The organism is Lysobacter sp. MMG2, from assembly GCF_016735495.2.
In the GTDB taxonomy this organism is placed as follows: Bacteria; Pseudomonadota; Gammaproteobacteria; order Xanthomonadales; family Xanthomonadaceae; genus Lysobacter_J.
Map to the genome: position 1 here is coordinate 1,331,045 of NZ_JAERQY020000001.1, position 19,676 is coordinate 1,350,720.

Sequence of the window (19,676 nt, forward strand, 5' to 3'; positions counted from 1 at the left end):
TTACTCCGCGAAGGTGACGCGGTTGACTTCGGCCAGGGTGGTGTCGCCCCGGAAGAACAGATCCAGCGCGACCGCACGCAGACTTCCGCCGCCTTGTCGCGCTGCGGCCGCGCGCAATGCGGTCACGGGCGCCTTGGTGGCCACCAGCTCGCGCAGCGTGTCGTTCATCACCAGGTACTCGGCGACCACGCGGCGGCCCTTGTAACCGGTGCCACGGCAATGGCCGCAGCCGCGCCCGCAGCGCAACGGCTTGCCGACCAGTTCACCAGCGTCCAGCCCGGACATCGCCAGCGTTTCCGCATCGGGCTGATAGGCGTGCGCGCACTCGGTGCAGTTCACGCGCAGCAGGCGCTGCGCCCACACGCCCACCAGCGCGGACGCCATGCTGTACGGGTCCACGCCCATGTGCAGCAGTCGCCCGACCACGTCGAACACGTTGTTCGCATGCACGGTGGTGAGCACCAGGTGGCCGGTCAGCGCCGCCTGCACGGCGATCTGCGCCGTGTCCTCGTCGCGGATTTCGCCCACCATGATTTTGTCCGGGTCGTGACGCAGGATCGAACGCAGACCGCGCGCGAACGTCAGTCCCTTCTTCTCGTTGACCGGAATCTGCAGCACGCCCGGCAGCTGGTACTCCACCGGGTCTTCGATGGTGATGATGTTCTCGTGGCCGCTGTTGATCTCGTCGATGGCGGCGTACAGCGTGGTGGTCTTGCCCGAGCCGGTCGGGCCGGTCACCAGCACCATGCCGTAGGGCTGGGCGACCAGCCTGCGCAGCGTCGAAAGCGCATCGGGCGCCAGGTCCAGGTCGGCCAACTGCAGCATCTGGTCGCGACTGCCCGTCAGCGTGCTGCGGTCGAGCAGACGCAGCACGGCGTCCTCGCCGTGGATGCTGGGCATGATCGACACACGAAAGTCCACCTGCCCGTCGCGCACCTTGACGCGGAAGCGGCCGTCCTGCGGCACGCGCCGCTCGGCGATGTCGAGCTCGGACATCACCTTGATGCGCGAAATGATCCGCTGCGCGGTGTCCGCGCCGCTGACGTCCGACACCGGCACCAGCACGCCGTCGATGCGGAACTTCACGCTCATGCCCACGGGCGTGGACTTGAGGTGGATGTCCGAAGCTTCCTGTTTGAGCGCGTCGTACAGGATGGAGCTGACCACGCGCACGACCGGGCTGGCGTCGGCCTCGATCTTCTCCAGCGACAGCAGCTCGTCTTCGCCGACGGCATCGACGGTGCCCAGGCCGCCGACGCTGCCTTCGGTCGCACGCACCGTCTGCTCGGCCTGGGCCAGGTACGCGCGCAGTTCGTCCAGATGCGCCAGCCGCAGGGCGCAAGGCTCGCGGATCGCGGACTGCGCCCATTGCACGGTGTCTTCCGCGAACGGATCGGCCAGCACCAGGCTCAGCCCGCGCTGCGGATCGCGCAGCACCACGCAATCGCGACGCGCGCATTCCACGTAGGCGGCGACGTCGAAGTCCGGCGTGGCCGCGTACAACTCCACGGACGGCATCGGCTCGACGCCGGACAACTCGCCCAGCAGCACGGTGAACATCGCAGCGTCCAGCGCGAGTTCGTCCTGCAGCATCGGCAGCCACGACTGTCCGGCCGTCAGCGCGCGCGTGCGCACGTCGCGCACCTGGTCGACGCGCAGTTCCGGCCGCGGCGGAGTGACGTCCACGTTCACCGGCCCACGCTCCCCACCAGATCGAAGATCGGCGAATACATCATCAGCACGATCGCGCCGATCACCAGGCCGATGACCGACATCAGCAACGGTTCGAACAGACGCGAGAAGGTATCGACCTTGCGGTCCAGCGCGATGTCCAGGAAGTTGGCGAGCTTGCCGCTCATCTCCGCCAGCGCGCCGCCGCGCTCGCCCACGCGCAGCAGGCTTTCGGCGATCGGCGGTATCAGGCTGGTGCCGGCCAGGGATTCGGTGAACATCTGGCCCGCGCGCAGTCGCGTGATGGCCAGCGCGAGTTCGTCCGACTGCGCAGGCGTAACGATGCCGCGCGCCATGTCCATCGCCTGCACGAGCGGGATGCCGCTGTCGAGCAGCAGCGCCAGCGTGCGGTACAGGCGCGACAGGCCCATGGTGACGAAGATGTCGGACAGGACCGGAACGCGCGTCGCCTGCGCCAGCGCCGCGCGACGTCCGCGCTCGGTCGCCACCAGCCACGCGCAGCCCGCGGCGGCGGCGGCCAGCAATGCACCCGACAGCACCGGGTGTTGCTGGATGAACTCGCCCACCCGCAGCAGCACGGCCGTCGCGCCGCCGGCCGGACGCCCGCTGCCCTCCAGGATCACGCTGAACTTGGGCAGCACGTAGGCGACCAGGAACAGGATCACCGCGCCGCCCACGCCCATCAGCAGTAGCGGATAGATGGCGCTGGCCGCGACCTTGCGCTTGATCTGGTTGATCTTGGCGTCGTAGGCGAGATAGCGGTCCAGCGTGTCCGCCAGACCGCCGCTGGTTTCGCTGGCCGCGACGCCGGCGATCAGCACCGGCGGAAACAACAGGCCTTCGCGCGCCATCGCCTGCGACAGCGGGACGCCTTCGCGCAGGCCGCCGAGCAGACGGCCCAGCACCTGCCGGAAGCCGGCGTTGGCTTCCTTGCGTTCCAGTGCCTCCATGGCCTCGACCACGTTGAGGCCCGCGCGCAACAGCGTCAGCAGTTCCTGCAGGAAGACCGTGGGGGAATACGACACCCGCGCCGGTGCACGCCGTTCCATCACCGGCTCGATGCGCAACACGCGCCCGCCCATGCGCAGCGCCTTGGCGGTGGCGGCGCCGATCGAATCCGCCTCCACGTCCAGCCACTGCGACTGCCCAGCGATGGAAACCAACACCCGATGCTTCACGAACCGACCTTCATTGGCGCGTCCTTCGGACGCCTATGCCCCTGCCTGGCGACCACCGCCGCGCGTGCCATGGCACGCATCACGGCGGGCCCGCCGGATGCCGTGCCTGTACCCGCGCAACGATGGTTCCCCCCGTTCCGTCATTCCCGTGATCCGCGTCCGGCATCCCCATCGCCGTTGTCGCGACCCACGTTTCCCCTTGCTCTTGTTGTGGTTGGCCTTCCCTTAGCCTTCGCTATCGACACCGATGTCGGCGTCATCGCCTTCGCCGCCCGGTCGTCCGTCCTTGCCGTACGAAAACAGGTCGTAGTCCCCCGACGTGCCCGGCACGCGGTACACGTACGCATTCCCCCACGGATCGGGCGGCACGCGGCCTTGCAGGTAAGGACCGTTCCACTTCTTCTCGCCTTCCGGACGCGTCGTCAGCGACGACAGGCCCAGCTCCGATGATGGGAAGTGGCCCGTATCGAGCCAGTAGGCGTCGATCGCCTTGCGCAGCGCATCGATCTGCCCGAGCGCAGCGGTGCGCTCGGACTTGCCGATCTGCTGGAAGTAGCGCGGCGCGACATAGGCCACCAGCACGCCGATGATCACCACCACTACCAGCAGTTCCAGCAGCGTGAAGCCCGCCGCTGCACGGCGCATTCCCTTGCCCATCACCATCCCCTCAAGATCCACGACAACGGCGGCTGCTGGCTGCCCAGATCGGTCTGGCCGACCAGGATGATGTCCTGGCTGCTGACCACCGATTCGTTCTGGTCGACCGCGCCGTAGGTCAGTGCCCCCCAGAGCACTGTGAAGCCAGGTGCCTTGTCCACGATCGCGAACACACCCCCCACGCGTGGGCCGATGTTAGTCAACACGGGGCGGTAGCGGTAGGTCCACAAACCGGTCAACCAGTCACGCTTCTTGCTCACCAGCTGGTAGCTGGTGATCGCCAGGCCCATGTTGATGTCGAAGTCCTGGTTGACCACGGTGCCGTTGACGGGCGCGGCCGAGACGCCGATGTAGTCCGGATCGACGCTCACCGCCTTGCCGACGGTCACCGTGATGGGCTGGTCGCCGTCGCGCACCTTGTCGTGCACGGCCACCACCGTCACCGACTGCGGCGTGGACCAGTTGGCCGGCGTGAACACCAGCTCGCGCGGCATGACATAGGCCTCGCTTGCGTCGTTGACGCTGACCGGCACCGTGACTTCCGCCGTCGGCGCACGCCCCAGGCTCACCGCGATGCTGCCGGTGTCCTTGCCTTCGCGCAGGTTCATGCTCGTTCGCGGCGTGGCGACGATCGTGCCCTGCTGCGCGGGCGACGGCACCACCACCTTGCCCGGCGCATAGGCGCGGCCCATGCCCTTGTCGTCGTAGATCACGCCGTAGATCGAGTACACGCCCGGCGGCACACCCGCGGTGTTCCAGGCGTAGGTGCCCGAATGCGTACCTGCGTCCTGGCGCAGGCCGTCGACGATCCGCGTGCCGGCGTAACCCGAGCCGGCGGCGTCGTAATACAACGCCACGGTCGGTTCGATCGCCGGACCGCTGCCTTCCCAGGCGATCACCGGGCTGCCGTCGCGTGCATCGACCAGCGTCGCCGGCTTGGACAGCGCGATGGTCGGCGCGACGTAGGTGCCGGTGCTGACGAACAACGTCATCGTCGGCGACCACGCACTCGCGGCACCGGATGCGTCTTCCGCGCGCACACGCCAGTAATGCGTGGCCTTGTCCGCCAGCGCGCCGCTGGACTGCCAGCTCAGGCCGGTGACCAGACCGCTCGATACCAGCGCCTGCAACGCGCTGTCGCGATAGACCTCGAAGCGGTAGCGCAGCAGGTCGCCGTCCGGATCGGTCGCGGGATGCGACTCGAAGGTCGGATGCAGGGTCGAGACCCATGCACCGGCACCCGGGTTGGCCGGCACCGGCGTGCCCGGCGCTTCGTTGACCGCGTTCATGCGGAACTCGCCGCCGGCCCATGCGCTTTCCGTGCGACCGTCGCTGGCCTTCACGCGCCAGAAGTAGCGCGTGTTCTCGACCAGTTCCGACGCCGTCCAGCGCGTCGTGCCGTCGCTGCCGGCGGCGATCGCATCGGACGCGCGGCGGTTGGAGGAATCGAACGTGCTGACCGTGTCGATCTCGAAGCGGTAGGTCAGCGCATCACCGTCGACGTCGTTCGCATTGGCGGCCACCAGCATCGCGTTGCCCGCGGTGGTGACGTCCACGCCGTTGACCGGGCTGACCGGCGACGGCTCGGACGGCGCCGCATTGCCGGTGTGCACGGTGAACGGACGCAGCGGCGTCATCGTCTGCGCGCCGTGCTCGTCGGTGGCGATCGCACGCCAGTAGTACGTCGCGTGGTTGGCCAACGGCACCTGCACGGTCCAGGACGTCGTGCCGCTCGCATCCGGCGCCAGGCCGGCCACGGCGTCGTGGCGCTGCGCCAGCGTGGCGTCGGTGAACACTTCGAACGCATACGTGATGGCATCACCATCGCGGTCCTGCGCATTGGTCAACGACAGGATCGGCGTCAGCGCATCGACTTCCGTACCGGCCGCCGGCGCGGTCAGGTTGAAGCTGTCCGGCGCATCGTTGAACAGATTGACGAAGAACGAGCCTTCCACCCAGGCGCTGTTGATGTCGCCCTCGGCGAGCGCCCGCGCGCGCCAGTAGTAGTGGCGGTTGTCGTCCAGGTCATCGGACGGCTGCCAGCCGGTCGGCTGACCGGAGACCGGGTTCTCGACCACGGTGCCTTCGCCGAGCTTCTCGGTCATCGCCGCGTCGGCGTACAGCTCGAAGTGCACGTTGCGCGTGGGATCGTTGCTCGCCTCGCCCGTCACCACCTGCAACTGCGGACGCAGCGCCGGCACTTCGGCACCGGCCAGCGGCGCGAACAGCACCGGAATCGCCGGGCCCGGCGGCGGTTCTTTCGATTCCACGCGGATCTTCGCCGAACGCGTGCCCGACAGACTGCCGTCGCTGGCGAGGTAGTTGATGAGGTAATCGCCCGCCTGCCCCACGGCCGGAACCCAGTCGAAAATGCCGAGGCCACCGCCCTGGTCGACGAAGGTCGCGCCCGTCGGCAACGGTTCGGCCGCCAACGTCACCGAGCGGCCCATCGGGCTGGAGGCTTCCACCAGGAAGCCTATCTGATCGCCTTCCTTCACCACGCGATCCGGGATGAACTGCAGCACCGGCGGCTTGGGATCGCTCGACAGCTCGTTGAACGCGACTTCATAGGTGCCCGGCGAGTTCACGTCGAACACGTTGAACCAGTACTCCCACTGCTTCGTATCGGCGTTCTTGGTCTTCGACAGCCACACGTTCTCGACCGCCATCGCCTTGGCGTCGGCGCGCATCACCGGGCCCAGCGCCTTCTGCCCGCGGTACGGGTCCGGCTTGCGCACGTAGAAGAAGCCCTGCGTCGGCGGCAGCGTCAGTCGATAACCGCCACCGGCCGCGACCAGGCCGGCCTCGTTGGAACGGTCGGTGACTTCGCTATCCGGACCGGCCGACTCGTAGACCTTGAGCGCGGTGCCGTCGAGCGCCAGGAAGTCGCGCACGAAGTCGCGCCCCGGCAGGTCCACGCGCACGTCGCGCAGCAGCAGGTGCGCATTGGTCGCCTGCAACAGCGAGGTCAGCGCGCCGCCCAGTTCGTCGGAATGCGTGAAAGTCGCCGTGAAGTCGACGAACTTGCCGGCGATGTTGCTCTCCATCTGCCAGCGGCCCATCTTGCTGCTGCTGGACGCAATGTCGCCGAAGTTGATCAGCAGCGAATTGCTTGCCGGCAGGTCCTGCACGTAGCTGCCGATGATGACGAAGCTGATCGGCAGGCCCTGCGCGTTCTCGATGATGCGCGGCTGCGCCGAGTTGATCTTCAGTTCCTTCGCCGCGGCCATGCCCGAGTTCTTCACGCGCACGCCCAGCGTGTACGGTTCCGGCGCCTCGATCTCGGCGGTCATCGGATCGTCCGCGATCACGTCGCGGGTCAGGAAGTAGTCCAGCGTCAGCGACGGCAGCGGCTTGACCGTGATCGCGTCCGGGTTCAACTCCAGCACGTGCGTCTCGGTGCCGAAGCGGTAGCGCAACGTCGCGCCCACCAGGTAGCGCTTGCCGAACGGCGTGGTCCCGGCCGCACCGGGCGCCGGGATCAGCATCCAGTTCACCGACGCCGTGGTGCTGCCCGCGACCTGTCCGCTGCCGGTGGTGTTGTCGATGTTCTGCTTCTGCGTCTGGCGCAGGAAGAACTTCGCACTGAGGTCGTTGGGGTCCTGCGTGATCGGCACGGGAAGCCCGGTCTCATCGGTGACCTTCACCTCCACCAGCACTTCCGTCAGCGGCGTGACCGGCAGCGAGTTGGTGATCCGAAGCTCGGCGTCGAACGCCTGCCGCTCCAGCGTCAGCTCCTGCTTGATCTCGATCTTGACGCGCGCGCATACGGTCTCCTGTGCGTGCGCGGGTGCGCATGCAAGCAGGCCAAGCCACAACGCCAACGCGCCCCAGGCGCCCATCCGTGTTGTCTGCACGTGTTCCTTCCCCTGAACAGCTACTTCCGTGATTGCATAGGGCAGCCTTGCCAAGACCACCTTCCCCCTGCTCGGCTTCCATCCCGCCGAGTTGCCTCTGACACCGTCTTCACCGGCGACACACCTCATCCCCGCCGAGTCCCTGTGCCTGTCAGCGTCTTGGTGAAGTCGCCCCAAAAAGCCGGCTATCCCCCTGAACGTCCGGATCTCATTGACTCTTCCAATGTGGCTAACGTGGACTCGAGCGGAGACCCCGCCGCAAGCGCAACGGCCGACTCCAATGCCGACCCAGCCTTGGAGTCGCCGACCATTCTGAAAATGATCGCCGCGTAAGCGAGTCGCTGAGCCTCATGCATGGGAAACACCTGGCGGTATTCGCGAGGAACGTCCGAGAGGAACTCCGCGACCGCCAACTGCGAGGGAAACAGGCGAAGGAACGGAAGAGCCAGGCCCTCGATAGCAGCGCGCAGGTCCTCGCTCAAGCGGTCATCGGGCGCATGGCCCGAATCCTCGGCGGTCACGCTCCACCACTTGTCCTTGTGGTCCGGGCTCAACATGCCCAGACGGCTTCCTACGCAGCAGTCAACGATCTTCGGATTCTTTGGGTCTGGGCGGTTGGCAAACATGGAGATCACACCCGGGATATGGACTCCACAGTTCATCGTGAAATCCAGGGCGGACGCATTGCTCCATTGACTGCGCTGTAAGTCGACTATGTACGAAATGCAGCCTTCCTTCCGCTCATACACATAGCGCCGCTTCTTGAAACCATGCACAGCCAGGACCGGAGTGATTCCGGCCTTAATAATTTGATCAAACCTGGTATCGAGATTCATATCAGTAGTAAACAACTCGTCCACGCTTGCCGGTCGCACGTTCGTATGCGTCAAGTTGCTGCCGTCCAGCTCGACGGCCACTAGGCGTGTTCGGCTTGAGTTCGATAGGCCGACCGGACCTGTCCAGTGCATCGGGAACAACCTTCTTTCCGGTCTTCGGATCGACCAAATGCTGCGGCTCAGACTGCCATCCTTCCTTGGCTTTAACCTTGTCGGCGAACTCGCGGTGCTTCTGCCGACCGTTTGCCGCGGCATCCCGAACCTTCGGATTCCGCGAGCCCTTGCCCTTGCACATTACGTTATGTGCAAGGACTCCATCTTCGCCAACGTAGAACGTGTGGGAATCGGCTACTTCCAGGTTGTAGACCGCAACCGTCTCTTTCCGCTGTTCTACGCGCAGTATCCCGACAGTGGCCAGCTTGCCGTCTGGCCCCTTCACATCGAGCTGCCCTCCCGCCAGCAGCAGCTGAGCTGCGCGCCAGCCGTCGGGAGTATGCAACGGGTGACCGCCCGTCACTTCAAGTTGCTTACCCGAGCTCAACCACAGCGTCACGATCGTCTGCTCGTGATGCGACAGGATCAGGTTGGTGACTTCCTCAACCTGTGTCTCTTCCGCCCATTCCGAGTAGGCCAGGACTTTGTCCCCTGGCCGCAGGTCCTCGATCCGCCTCAGCCCTCCGGGCGTCGCGACTTCGGTGGCGCCGGGGAAACTGTTGAACAGACTGTTCCATAGACCCTGCACACCACCCCAAAGCGCAGCGAGCTTCTTGCACGGAATCGGAACCAGGCTCCAGAGGCAATCCTTGAGGCAGTCCGTTACATCGATGTCGCAGGGGTTGTTGATCAGGTCCGAAACGCCATCCACGACGGCACATTCGACCAGGCAGGTAGCGTACCGCCCGGCCGCGGCCCTTGCCGCGTTCCAGCCAATCGGCACCAGCATGAACGCCTCGCCCGTCGGGTCGATCCGATTGGTTGGCGAGTGCCCTGTGTATGCATAGAAGTTCGGACCGCCATCGAACCCGATGGGATCCTCAGTGATGTAACGACCAACCTCAGCCTCGTAATAGCGTCGCTGGTTGTAATGCAGCGAAGTCTCGGCATCGAAGTATTGCCCCGGAAAACGCCACGGCTGCGTGATCTGGGCTCCTGCCGCGATCTTCGCCGTACCGAATGCGGTGTAGTCGTTGGCGGACCATACGATTCCGCCTTCACGGTTGGTGACGCGCCAGGGCGTGCCAAGGTGGTCGTTATGGTAGTAGTAGTAGTCGCCGTCGGCCCGCTGAAACAGCGGATAGGTCGAATAAGTGCCACTCGGATCCCATCCGTAGCCGCGAATGACGCTGCCATCTGCAGCCACTTCGGCAAGCAGGCCTTCCTCTGCCTGAAGGAAAAGCGTCTTACCCGGGATCGAGCCGGCTCGATCGACAAACACCTCCTTTGCCAGGCGATTGTCGAAGGGGTCGTACGCGTAAGTGGCGACCAGTGCATTGGCGCCGTCGCGAACTTCGACCAGGCGGTTGAAGCCATCGTAGACATAGCGGGTTGTCCGGAATGGCTCACTCAGCCGCGCATCGACCTTCCGGATGAGATTGCCGGCGCTGTCGTAGTCATAGCTGACATCACCGCGGCGCTGGAGACGATTGGCGTCGTCGTACTCCCAAGTGCCCGATATCGTGCTTTGTTGCTCACGATTACCGGCCTTGTCTATGACATACGTCTCGCTGCCCCCCCCGATGAACTGCGCATCAGTCTTGACCAGGCGAACGGCCTCGTCGTACTCGAACTGCGTGATCTTGCCGTCTGTCTCTCGACTGCCCAGCTCACGCAGCTTTCCGAATCGATTTTCCAGCTCGAACAAAGTGGCCTGACTCGGACTCTTCACGCGCAGCCGCGTGAGACCGAGAAGCCCATCCCGCTCCATCTCTTGAACCGTGCCACCGGGCAGCACTACTTTCTTCGGCGCGAGCCAGCTCCACTCGGTGACACTGATCGACCCCTCGCCAGGAATCTCGACCCGGCTCAGCTGGTCGTTCTTGTCGTACGAGTACGTCAGCGTGATCCCGTCCGGGCCTGTGTAGGTCTTTACCTGGTCGTTCGCGTAGTAGGTGTAACGACGGCTAAGGCTTACCCCATCGACCTGAACTGTCTCGCCGAGCAGGCGGTCCGCGTCGTCATATTCCAGAACGCTGCTGGCACGGCCCGTCGTCCAGCCGCTCAGGTTTCCGGCTGCATCCCATTGATAGGAGTGCGCCCCTTGCAATGAACCGTCAGTGCCAAACGCTTGGCTTTGCTCAAGACGTTGTGCTGCATCATGCTGATACTTGACCGTGACACCGTTGGGGCGATGCATCTCGACCAGGTTTCCGGCATCGTCGTAGACGTAGCGAGTCGTCTGGTCGAGCGCGTTGGTTTCGCTAACCAGAAGGCCACGGCCGTCGTAGGCCATCCGTGTGACCTTCTGCCTCGGGTTAGTGAAGCTCACCAAGTTGTTGCGATGGTCATACCCGAACTTAACCGTCGCGCCGATTTCACTGATCGCCGACACCATTCGACCGAGCCCGTCATACTCGAACGACCGGGTGTGCCCATTGGGGTCGGTTTGCGTCCGGACGCGACCAACAGCGTCATAGGTCCAACCGATGGTCAGAGAGTCGTCTGGAAGCACCTCGGTCTGCAGCGAGGGTCGCTTCCGGTCGTCGTATCGAAACAGCCTCTGAAAGGTGGGATACGTGATCTTTCCCGGTTGCCGTCCACCCCGATCGGCGCCATCGCCCTCGACATAATCGAGCAGCGTCTCGTAGTTCTCGCCATCTTTGAGCTTTGTCAGCCGCCCGAACGCGTCATATGAGAACCCCGCGGTCTGCCCGATCGGGTCGCTCGATGCGGAGAGGCGACCCGCAACATCGAAGCGATCGCTGTATGTCTCGCCATAGTGGTTGGCGATGCTGGATTCGCGCCCGGCGGCGTCATAACCGATTCGCGTGATCTTTCCCCGCGCGTCGGTGATGGTCAGCGGAAGGTCCGTTCGGTCATATGTGTAGGTGACCGTGTGTTGGTTCGGGTCCGTCTCCGTCAACAGGTTGCCGTGGACGTCGTAGGTATACGCCCACTGATGATTAAGCGGATTCGTCGCCTTGGTCAGGTTGCCTTGGCTGTCGTACTCATACGTCCACCGCTTTCCCTCACCATCGAGCACTTCGCTGACATTGCCGTTATCGTCGCGCGTCATGCGCACTTCGGTGTCGACGTCGGTAGACCCGTCAGGATTCGATCCGCCCTTGCGCCGGATCAGCTCGGCTTCGCCTCGCGCGTTGTAGACGTACTCTGTGACCTGCTCTTCCGGTCGACCTGCGGCTGCCTTGACGTCGAGCAGATTGCCGCGACCGTCCCAGCGGTTGCGCCAGATCGTGCCGGCTTCGTCGGTGAATTCACGGACGTCGGTGGAGCCCGCCTCATAGGCGTAGCTCTTCGAAGTCCCGTCGGCGTACGCGATCCGGGTAACTTCGTCGAAGTTGTCCCGCTGGATCTGCGTACTGCCGTTGCGCTCATCGATGTAGGTTATCGAGCGGCCGCTTCCCGTCGAGGTCATCAGCGCTTTGCCATTGGCCTCGCGAGTGACAGGGCGACCTTCCTGGTCGAAACGGAAGGTCTCGATCTTGCGGCCGCCCTCAGTCTGGGGGTACCTGACCGTGATGCTGAACTCTTTCTTCAGCTTGTCGTAGCCGTAGTCGAACTCCGTGAGGCCTCCGTCGGGCGCCTTGACTCGGCCCATGCGCGCGGTGACCCCATATCCGATCTCGGTGACGCGACCTTCTGCGTCGGTCACCTTGGTGACCTTGCGGCGCGTGTCGACGAGCAGCATCGCCGCGCTTGAGGCGCGTGCACCGATGGGCGCGCCGGACCCGCCGCTATCTGGCGCACCGAACGATCCGTTGTAGTCGTAGGCCGGCGAATCGAGCGAGCCGTAGTCGAACGAAGTCGTGTTGCCGCGCGCGTCGACGACATTACGAAGGCGGCCGTCGCCGTCGTACTGGTACTTCACGCGACGGATGCTGCCGTCCAGCGGCGTGTGGTCGCGCACTTCGGTAATGAAGTCCGCGCTGCCGTTGGAGTACAGCAACGTGAAGACGGTACGACCGTTGTCGTCCAGGATCCGCTCGACCTGTCCGTGGCTGCCGTACTGGAACCACACCCTGACGTTGTTTCGATCGCCGTAGCTGGTGATGCGGCCGATGTTGTCGTATTCGATCCAGGATCCGCTGCGGTCGATCCACCGGAAACCGTTGACCAGGGTGGTGGGCGTACCGCCGGCCCCGGGCTTTCCGGGCGCAGGATGCGCGTCGGCACCATTGCTCGCCGGCAACACCGGCACCGACTGCGGACGCACGACGAAGCGCGGATGCTTGCTGCTCACCCACGAAGTGCCGTCGGTACTGCGGCTGAAACCCACACCATTGCGTGCAACGAACTCGGCGGCGTGGGGGTCGGGCACCGGCCGTCCCTCCAGATCGCGCCCGAAGAACGGATCGTTCGGAATGCGCGTCTGCTGGACTTCGTTCTCCGGATTGCCGATGGCGATGGCACTGCCTGAACTGGCGGTGTTATCGCAACTGCTGACGCCGTCGACCACCGTGCAACTGAAGAAGGCGCCCATCGAGGGGTACATCGCCTTGTTGTACGAAGGACGCCCCAGGCCCGACCATTGGCGATTGAACACCCACTGCTTGCCGTCGTAGTCGCGGTTGATGCGCACGTAGCCGCCGGGCACCTTCACGCTCAGGTCGTCCTGCTCAATGAAGAAATCGCCGTTGCGATTGCCAAGCCCCATCCAGCCATTGCTGCCAAGCGGGAACTGCGTCTGCGCATGAGCGCTGAACGTCGCGACAAACAACACCAGCGTCGCCAGCAACTTGCGGCCCAGATTCGTGAGCATCCCTTCTTTCCCTTCCATCGTTCGTTCGCGCCCACGCGCGGGCGTCTGCATCCAGCGGGGCGGCATCATTCGCCGCCCTCCTTGTCGTCGTTGCCACCGGGGTTGTCGCAATCGCCGGAGCCCTTGGCGCACAGCGGTACGCCCGGTATGCCGCCGTAACCCGGGCCACCGGAGCCACCCCAACCACCGCCGCCCACACCGCCTCCGCCCGGGCTTGGCGCAGGCGTTCCCACCGGGCATGCGCTGCGGTCGACGTAGAACCAGTTGGCGGCGGAACCGCAGTTCTCACTCATCACGCCGTTGGCGCAGACGTAGCGACAGCTCACCGGATAGCGGACTGTGTAGGTGTAGCAACCCGGTGTGCCGCTGACGCTGCCGCCCGGGGCGGTGCTCGAGCCGTTGCCGCCGGTGCCGGTTCCAGCATCGATGCCGCCGGGGCCGTCGCCACCACCAGAGCCGCCATCGTCGCCGCCGTCGTCTCCACCACCGCCGTCGCCACCACCGCCGGCACCGCCACCGTAGTAGCCATACGGACGCAGCGCGATCACGCGATACGGCAGACGCACGCGCTGCTTGGCTTCCAGGCTCGTCGGCGGCTGCACCAGGAACTCGAAGCGGTAGTACTGATCGGCGCCCGGCGGGCGAGCCACCACGTTGTCGGCGCGAATCAGGCCATAGTTGGTCAGCACCAGCTCGCCCTGGAACACTTCGCCCGGCGCCATCTTCGGCAGGTTGATGCTGGTGGGCTGCATGACCACCACCGGCGCGGGAACGTCGGTTTCAAACGTCGCGTTGAGCGTGATCTCGTAACGGTCCTCGATGGTGATTTCGCGCACCGACCATTCGACCTGGATCAGGCTGTATTCCAGGAACACCGACTGGTTCACCGTCAGGCCCGGCTTGACCGAGACGCGGCCGCCGGCTTCCTGGTGGTTCTGCGCGCTGGCCTTGAAGCGGTAGCTGCCGGCCGGCAGGTTCTGGAAATAGGCCTCGCCGTAGGCGTCCGTCCGCAGTTCGAAGCTCTGGCTGACCACCGCCTCGTTCTGCAGGAAGATGCGCGCGCCCGCCAGGCCCGGGATCAGGTTGCCGTTCTTGTCGCGCGTGGCGGTGTAGATGTCGGACGCCTTGAACAGCAGGCTGCCGATGCCCGACTGCGTGACCGAGACGAACACGTTGACGGTCTCGGCCGGCAGGTTGGCGCCGGAGACTCGCAGCACGAACTCGTGGATGCCTTCGGCGACGTTGGCGTCCGGTGCGACGTTGACGTCGACCGTGCGCTTCTCGCCGACGCCGATACTGCCCAGCGCGCGGCCCGAGGCCAGCGTGATCCAGGCCGGCGCCGCGTTGCCGCTCTTGTCGAGCAGGTCCACGACCACCTCGCTCATCGCGACGAAGCCCTTGTTCTCGAACACGACCTGCTCGAGCGCCGTCTGTCCGCGCGCAAGGCCCGCTTCGACGTAGTTCGGCGTGGCGTACAGCGCCGGCTTGGCCTCGGTCAGCGTGTAGTCGACGTTGAGCAGCGCCAGCGGCGTCGCGCCGGAGCCATCGCTCACCACCGCCAGCACCACGCGCCCGCTCGGCGCGGTCGTGTTGTCGCCCGACACGCTCACCGGCAGGGAAAGGTCCTGCTTGGGCGCGATGCTGATCGGATCCGGCAGCAGCACCTTGATGCCCGCCGCCAGCGTGCCACTGGGCTGGTATTCCGGCGCGTAGATCACGCGCAGGTTGCTGGCCTGCGAACCGGTGCCCGAACGCGCGCGGAAGTCGATGCGATAGGCGTAGTTGCGCGGCACCGTCAGCTTGAACGGCGTCGGCGTGATCTGGATGCGGTTGATCGTGAAGCTGGCGTGCTCCGGACGGTCGGTCATGTCCGGATGGATCGCGCCCACGCGGTAGCGACCGGCGTCGGTCAGCGTCGGCTTGAAGACGTAGCGGAAGCCGCCTTCCGCGTCGGTCATCACGTCGGTCAGGCGCTCGAAGCCTTCCTGGTTCAACGCGATCTTCAACGGTGCGTTGGGCACCGGCGCCTGCGAGGCGCGATCGACGGCGCGGCCGCGGATCGTGATATCGCCGGTGCCGAAGGAGACCACCGGATCGACGGAGGTGATCTCGCCGGAGTACGGCGTTTCCACCAGATCCACCGCGCGTTCGCTGCCCATGCCCGGGATCGCCACTTCTTCGGCCTGGCCGGTGCTGTAACGCAGCTTGTCGACCTCCAGCTTCAGGCGCACGCGATCGGGCGCGCTTGCGGGCACGGGCATCTGGAACACGTCGGACACGTAGCGCTGGCCCGGTGCGATGCGCGCCACCGTCTGACCCTGCGCCAGCGTGATCACGCCCGCGCCCGTGGCCTGGCGGTACGGCACTGTGCTGAGCAGGTTGCCGTCGTTGTCCATCAGCTTCAGGCGAAGCTCGTTGGAGGCGTCGCGACCGGAGTTGCGCGCGGTGAGCAGTTCGACTTCGACGTCGGAGGTGTTCTCCACCGTCAGGCGCACCTTGCCGGTGGCGCCGCGCGTGAAGCCTTCCGCATCCAGTCCGACGACGAGCGCGCTGTCGACCACCGACGCCTGCTGATCGCGGCCGATGCGCATGCGCTCGCCTTCGCTGGCTTCGTTCTCCAGCAGCAGCGTCAGTGCGGCCGGATTCGGCAGGTCCGGATAACCGCCCACCACCAGCGGCACCACCTTGGTGGCGTTGCCGCCCAGGGCGAAGGCTTCCGAGCGGAACTCGCGCGCACCGACCTTCGCCACGACCTTGGCCACGTTGAGCGCCGCCGACGACAGGTTGGTCACCTGCACGTTGAGGCGGTTCATCACGTTGCGCTTGAGCGGCAGGCCACCGACCACCTGCAGCGAGGCGTTCGGCAGGAGGATCTCGCGCGCCATGCGCACGCCGTTGGCGTCGACGGCTTCCACCGTGTAGCGGCGCTCGCCGCCGGTGTAGCCGGTGTCGGTGAGCGTGGTCGCGGTGATCGGCTGCGTCGTGAGCTTGAAGCGCGCTTCGCCTTCACCGACGTAGACGTCGTAGCCCGTCGCGCCGCTGCCGTTCGGCGTCCAGGCCAGCACCGGCAATGCGGTGCCGAGCTGATCGACGTGCAGCGTCTTGACCGGCAGCAGGCTGAAGTTGAGGTAGACCGAGTTGGAGATCGCCGATTCGTTGCCGGCCGCGTCGAGCGCGGTCACGACGTAGGCGTGTTCGTCCTGCGACGGCACCGCATCCACCACCTGCGTGGTCTTGATGTTCTGCTTGAGCGGCGTCAGGCCGGCGACCGAGGTGATCGTCGCCGTCGCCGCGCGGTACAGGCGATAGCTTGCCGGCGCGGTGCCGACCGGCGGCTGCCACGTCGCCAGCACGCCCTGCGGAATCAGGCTCAGCGCGAGGTTCTGCGGTGCGCCCGGTGCGGTGCGGCTGGTGGTGACCTGCGCGACGGACGACTGGCCGCTCAGCGTTTCCTGGCCGTTGGAGGTGCGCACCGATGCGACGGTGTAGCGATACAGGCCATCGATCGTCGTGCTGTCGGTCGTCTGCGCCTGCGTGGCACGGACGCGCTCGACCAGCGCCGGTTCGCCCGGTGCCTGGCGGTAGATCTGGTAAGCCGTCGCGCCTTCGACCGCCTGCCACTGCAGGCGCACCTGGCCCGCCGGCAGCGCCGATGCGGTGACACCGAGCGGTACGTTCAGCGCCGGCAACTCGCCCTGATAGACCTGGGCTTCGTTGGCGGCGGTGACGCGGCTGGACGTATTGCCCAGTGCGTCCTCGGACTGGTGGCTCAGGCTCAGCAGTTCCGGCGAAGCCTGACCGGCATCGGCCGGCAGCTCGAAGCGCACGCGCCAGGTCTGTGCATCGATGCGCTCCGGCGCACCGGTCGCGACCGGCGTGCGGCCATTGCCGGAAAGCTGGTAGCGCACCACCGGTGTCTTGCCGGCAGGCAGCGCCTCGCTGAAGTTCAGCGTCGCGGTGATCTCGCGATCGGCATCGGCCTTGATCGGCGCCTGCGGATCCAGCGCGATCTGCACCAGCTCCGGCCCGACGGTGTCGATGCGCAGCGAACCGCCCTCGCGCACGTCCACGCCACGGTTGCCGACCAGGTCGCGCGCCGAGAACAGCACGTTGGCCACGCCGCTGCCCGCACCGGAGGCCAGCGTCAGCGTGCCTTCGTAATGCGTGTCGTCGCGCTTGATCAGGTCCACCGGAACCGGCAGGCCGCCTTCGGGCACGATGCTGAAGTACGGCGTGCCGACGAGCGGCTCGCTCACGGTGACGCGCAAGTCCACGCGGCCCTGGCCGTAGGTCTGGGTGTTGGCGTCGTAGGCACCTTGCGGCGTGTATTCCACGCGCTCGGCGGCCGGCGGCGTGCGGTCGATGGTGGCGTTGGCGATGTTGGTCGGCGCGCTCGGCGTGCCGGCCGCATTCACCGCGACCACGCGGTAGAAGTACTGGCCGTCCGCCGCCGGTGCGTCCTCGTAGGCGATGGCCGAGGCGGTGAGTCGAACCAGCTTCTGCGCTTCGCCGATGGCGGCGAACTCGTTGCCTGCGCGGTAGATCTCGTGCGCGACGACGTTGGTGTCGCTGGCCGCGGCCCAGGTCAGGCGGATCTTTCCGCCCGTCATCGGCGCGGCCGCAAGGCCCGATGGCGCCGACGGGACGGTCACGTCCAGCGTCACTCTCACCACTGCGGACAGCGCGCTGGTGCCGTGCTGGTCAGTCGCGGTGGCGCGCAGCTGGTTCTCGCCCGGGACCAGGGTCACCGGCGCGGCGAAGCGGCCATCGCTGCCGGCGGTCACGGCGTCGCCCGCGGCGACGTCGTTGATCAGCACCTGCACGCTGCTGCCCGCCTTCGCATTGCCGGACACGGTCAGGGCCGCGTTGCGCGTGACCAGGCCGTTGGCGGGCTGCGTCAGCGTCGGCGCCGCAGGCGGCGCATGCGCGACGGTGATCGAATACGTCACCGTGTTCTGGTTGGCCAGCGAGTCGAACGCGCGCAGCGCCAGCGCATGCACGCCGTTGGCGACATTGGCAAGGTCGAGCAGCGCGGTGTACTGGCTGGTGCCCGTCGCGGTGGCGACGACCACGCCGTCGAGCAGCAACTCGATGCGCGAAATCGCGCTGCGGTCGCTCGCGGTGAGGGCGAGCGTGCTGTTGCCAGTGAAGGTCATGCCATCGGCCAGTGCGATGCCGTTGGCCTTGATGTTGCCCAGCTGCGGGCCTTCGACGTCCGGCACCGGCGCGCCGTGCGAGACGGTCACGGTGATGCTGTGTTCGGCCACGCGGCCGGCTTCGTCGGTGGCGATCGCCTTGAGCACGTAGTTGCCGTCGGACACGCTGTCGGTGTTCCAGGCGTACGCATACGGCGCGGTGGTGTCGGTGGCGAGCACCGTCGTGTCGCGCAGGATCTGCACCTGGCGAACGCCGGAGACGTCGCTTGCGTTGACTTCGATGTCGACCGATTCGCTGATCAGGCTGCCCGCGGCGGGATTGGCGATGGCCACCTGCGGCGGCTGCGTGTCGATGAGCACGCCGCCGGCGAGCGTCGCCGTGACGACGGCGCCGGTAGGATCGCGGAACTGCGCGTGCAGCGTCTTGCGACCGTCGCCGGCGGAAACGTCGAACTCCACGTTCGCGCGGCCGTCGGTGAGCGGCTGGAAGGCCACGCCGGTGAACGCGTTGTTCTCGGCGAGGCGGAACTCGGTGGCATTCACGCACGACAGTTCCAGCGCGATGCGGCGCTGTTCGAAGTACGTCGCCGGCGCGGCAAGCCGCACGGTCGGATTGATGAGCGGCACGGCCGTGAGGAAGCTGGCGTAGTTCACGCCGGCCGAAACGGCGTCGCCCTGTCCGGCGGGATTGCCGGCGGCGTCGCGCGGCCCGGTCGAATGTCCCCACCAGTTGCCGGTTGCCTGGACCGGCGTCGTCGGCCAGCGATTGACGACGGCCTGTTCGCGATTGCCGGCGAACTGCGTGGACCCGATCGTGGGCGCGCTGTTGCGTTCCACATCCAGGCCAACGCCGTTACGCAAGAAGCTGGAGCCGGTGATCGCGGGCGACGCACCTTCGAGCAGGCGCAGGCCGTTCGTGTTGTCCGTCACCTGCAGGTATTTCAGCGTCGGACTCACACCGCGCAGCGTGAACGCGGCGCGGCCCTCGTCGCCACCGGCGTAGCGGATGCGCAGGTCCTCGAACGTGAGCGCGCCAAAGGCCTGCGCCGATTTCTCGATGCGCACGCCCTGCCAGTCGCCCGCGGCCGGAACGCCCTGGCCGGTGCCGGCCTGTCCGCCGACGCTGTCGTCCTTGTCGCTGGTCAGCGCCACGCCCTTGCCGGCCGCAAGCTTGTCGCGCACGACCAGTTGCGCGTCGTCACCGAACTTCACCACCACGCCGTCGCCCAGCGTGAGGTCCGCGGCGCCGGTCGTCCACGGCATGCAGGCCAACAAGGCCATGCACACGGTGCCGATGGCGCGCCGCGAACCACGACGCAACTTCCTGCTGGTGTGTTCGGATTGACTCATGGTGACCGCACGTC

General features: G+C 66.2%; 7 protein-coding genes. All 7 read right to left on the reverse strand.

All coding sequences use genetic code 11. The annotated features are described in order from the left end of the window. Entirely contained in the window at positions 1-1,692 is a 1,692-nt protein-coding gene (locus tag JI752_RS06070; RefSeq protein WP_342316926.1) for a GspE/PulE family protein, read from the reverse strand. Then, positions 1,689-2,855: a type II secretion system F family protein gene (locus tag JI752_RS06075; protein ID WP_216960725.1), complete on the reverse strand. Its 1,167-nt coding sequence runs from the start codon at positions 2,853-2,855 to the stop codon at positions 1,689-1,691. The genes JI752_RS06070 and JI752_RS06075 overlap by 4 nt, the downstream gene beginning before the upstream one ends. A gap of 240 nt (positions 2,856-3,095) precedes the next feature. Further along, positions 3,096-3,527, reverse strand: coding sequence for a type II secretion system major pseudopilin GspG (gene gspG, locus JI752_RS06080; RefSeq protein WP_216960727.1), 432 nt, complete (start codon positions 3,525-3,527; stop codon positions 3,096-3,098). Further along, positions 3,527-7,369 (reverse strand): hypothetical protein, encoded by a 3,843-nt coding sequence (locus JI752_RS06085; protein ID WP_216960729.1) that lies wholly within the window; start codon positions 7,367-7,369, stop codon positions 3,527-3,529. The genes gspG and JI752_RS06085 overlap by 1 nt, the downstream gene beginning before the upstream one ends. A gap of 200 nt (positions 7,370-7,569) precedes the next feature. After that, the gene (locus JI752_RS06090) at positions 7,570-8,244 is read right to left on the reverse strand and encodes a DUF4304 domain-containing protein (protein ID WP_216960732.1); all 675 of its coding nucleotides are present in this window, start codon (positions 8,242-8,244) and stop codon (positions 7,570-7,572) included. Continuing rightward, a complete protein-coding gene (locus JI752_RS06095) occupies positions 8,222-13,225 on the reverse strand; it encodes an RHS repeat-associated core domain-containing protein (RefSeq protein ID WP_216960735.1) in 5,004 nt (1,667 codons plus the stop codon). Before JI752_RS06095 ends, JI752_RS06090 begins: the two co-directional genes overlap by 23 nt. Next, positions 13,222-19,662 (reverse strand): Ig-like domain-containing protein, encoded by a 6,441-nt coding sequence (locus tag JI752_RS19415; protein ID WP_216960740.1) that lies wholly within the window; start codon positions 19,660-19,662, stop codon positions 13,222-13,224. Before JI752_RS19415 ends, JI752_RS06095 begins: the two co-directional genes overlap by 4 nt. Positions 19,663-19,676: the final 14 nt, after the last annotated feature.